Origin of the sequence: Shewanella sp. 11B5, assembly GCF_002836795.1 — a bacterium.
GTDB lineage: Bacteria > Pseudomonadota > Gammaproteobacteria > Enterobacterales > Shewanellaceae > Shewanella > Shewanella frigidimarina.
Genome location: NZ_PJAP01001006.1, coordinates 1 through 2,705, shown reverse-complemented (window position 1 = coordinate 2,705; position 2,705 = coordinate 1). Strand labels below are relative to the sequence as shown.

Annotated in this window: 3 protein-coding genes; all 3 read left to right on the top strand. The window is 45.0% G+C overall.

Going from position 1 to position 2,705, the window contains the following annotated elements:
- Positions 1-570 (top strand): 3-oxoacyl-[acyl-carrier-protein] synthase III C-terminal domain-containing protein (locus tag CXF78_RS19555; RefSeq protein WP_308302287.1); only part of this gene is annotated, 570 nt, incomplete at its 5' end.
- A gap of 58 nt (positions 571-628) precedes the next feature.
- Positions 629-1,504, top strand: a complete 876-nt coding sequence (locus CXF78_RS19550; protein ID WP_102037694.1) for an alpha/beta fold hydrolase — start codon at positions 629-631, stop codon at positions 1,502-1,504.
- 122 nt (positions 1,505-1,626) lie between these two features.
- Positions 1,627-2,705, top strand: a 1,079-nt coding sequence (locus CXF78_RS19545) for a fatty acid CoA ligase family protein (RefSeq protein WP_145991575.1), incomplete at its 3' end; no start/stop codon positions are given.

Below are 2,705 nucleotides of genomic sequence, written 5' to 3'. Positions count from 1 at the left end.
ATTGACCACATGCTAGCCGAACCGACAATGCAAAACTTTGCCCAGTCATTGGCAACGCTTACGGGCGGTTCAGGCGCAGTTGCAGTTATTTTAACTGACGGCAGCTTGCCACTCACCACCACGCGTCAGCATCAGTTATTAGGCGCCAGTCATTTGTCTGCACCAGAGCATCACCAATTGTGTCAATGGGGCCTACAAGAAGCTGGGCACTTATTATATCGCGAGTTTATGCGTACCGATGCAGTTACCTTGCTTAAAGAAGGCGTAGAGCTTGCTAAGCACACTTGGGAGCATTTCCTAGAGCAGCGTGATTGGGTTGTTGAGCAAGTTGATAAAGTGATTTGTCACCAAGTAGGTGCATCAAACCGCCGACAAGTGCTAAATGCATTAAACATCCCCCACGAAAAAGAATATCCCACCTATCAAACCTTAGGCAACATGGGCACGGTTTCACTACCGGTTACTGCTGCAATTGCCCACGATGAAGGTTTTTTACGTGTTGGCGATCAAGTCAGCTTTTTAGGGATAGGCAGTGGTTTGAACTGCATGATGTTAGGAATTAAGTGGTAAGCCTTGGGCTGCACTGAGTTTTTGCATATCATTATAAAAATAGTTAACAGGATGCATCATGCTAGACAACTTACTGCCATTTAAAAGTCATTATTTAGACCGTAACGGCAATAAACTACATTACATAAACGAAGGCCAAGGCGAGCCAGTCGTTATGGTGCACGGTAATCCTAGTTGGAGTTACTACTACCGTAATTTAGTGAGCGCGTTGAGCGATCAGCATCAGTGTATTGTGCCAGACCATATTGGTTGCGGCTTATCAGACAAACCCGATGATCCACAATACGATTACACCCTAAAAAACCGTATTGATGACTTAGAAGCCTTGCTTGACAGCCTTGATGTAAAACAAAACATCACCCTAGTGGTACACGACTGGGGCGGTATGATTGGAATGGGCTTTGCGGCTCGTCATCCTGAGCGCATCAAACGCATTGTGTGTTTAAACACGGCAGCGTTTCATCTTCCTAAAACTAAGCCTTTTCCGTGGGCATTGTGGATTTGCCGCGAAACTTTACTCGGCACCTTGTTGGTTCGTGGTTTAAATGCATTTTCATCAGCAGCCTCGTATGTGGGTGTTAAACGCAAACCCATGTCTAAAGAAGTGCGTGAAGCTTACGTAGCGCCGTTTGATTCGTGGAAAAATCGTATTTCGACCTTACGTTTCGTACAAGACATTCCACTCAAACCTGGCGACAGAAACTACGACCTAGTGACTAGCATTGGCGATAGCTTAAGCGAGTTTGCTGAAGTACCGACATTGATTTGTTTTGGTTTACAAGATTTTGTATTCGATAAGTATTTTTTAGAAGAATGGCGACAGCGAATGCCTCACGCAACGGTGCACGAGTTTGCTGACTGCGGTCATTACATCCTTGAAGATGCCAGCGACGAAGTGATTGGCTTAATTAAAGACTTTATCGCAAAAAATTAATTACACCCTAAAAGGCTCATTTGAGCCTTTTAGCTATTTAATCGTCTAAAATTATCTATATGTTGGCGTTATTGTCGTTAGCCAGCATATGCGTTATTCACATTAGCCCAAAATGAAGCCACATGACCCAAACCTCTGCACCTGCTAATGCCAATATCTGTCAGCACCTTAAAACGGCTGCGCAAACTATTCCTGCCGGACTTGCTGTTGCTGTGCAACACGTTAAGCAAGGCCAATTCAATTATCAAGAAATCGACTTTGTTACCTTACATCAACAATCCGACATGATTGCCAAAGGGCTTATTCAATACGGTATTAAGCGTGGTATGAAAGCGGTGTTAATGGTTACCCCAAGCATTGAGTTTTTCTCGTTAACGTTTGCCTTGTTCAAAGCCGGTATCATCCCAATTTTAGTTGACCCTGGTATGGGTATCAAAAACCTTAAACAGTGTTTTGAAGAGTCGCAACCAGATGCCTTTATCGGCATCCCTAAAGCCCATATTGCTAGGCGTGTTTTGGGGTGGGGCAAAGGCAGTGTTAAGCAGGTGATTAATGTCGGTGGTTCAGCTATTCAACGTTTGTTAGCTAATGCAACGAGTCTCGAAACTATTACTGAAATTGGCCGTAATATTGCTCATCCGCTGGAAATGGCATTGTTAAAGCCAGATGATATGGCGGCCATTTTGTTTACTAGTGGCAGTACTGGCACACCCAAAGGCGTGGTGTACAGCCATGCGATGTTTGAAGCACAAATTAGCGCACTTAAACACGATTACGGTATTGCACCTGGCGAGCGAGACTTAGCTACCTTCCCGCTGTTTTCATTATTTGGCCCTGCATTAGGCATGGCATCCATTGTGCCAGACATGGATGCCAGCAAACCCATTACCGCCAACCCAGCCCATTTGTTTGCGGCAATCGAGCAATATCAATGCAGCAACATGTTTGTTAATCCTGCCTTGTTAGAGCGATTAGGCCAAGCTGGTGAGCAAAGCCAGCATAAACTCACTAGCGTTAAGCGAGTGATATCAGCAGGTGCTCCGGCAACCATTAGCTCAATCAAACGTTTTAGCAAAATGCTCAACCCACAGGTTGAAGTACTTAACTCTTACGGTGCGACAGAATCGTTACCCATCAGCATGATTGGCAGCCATGCGTTGTTTGCGACCAGCGAACTGACCGATCAAGGTAAGGGCATTTG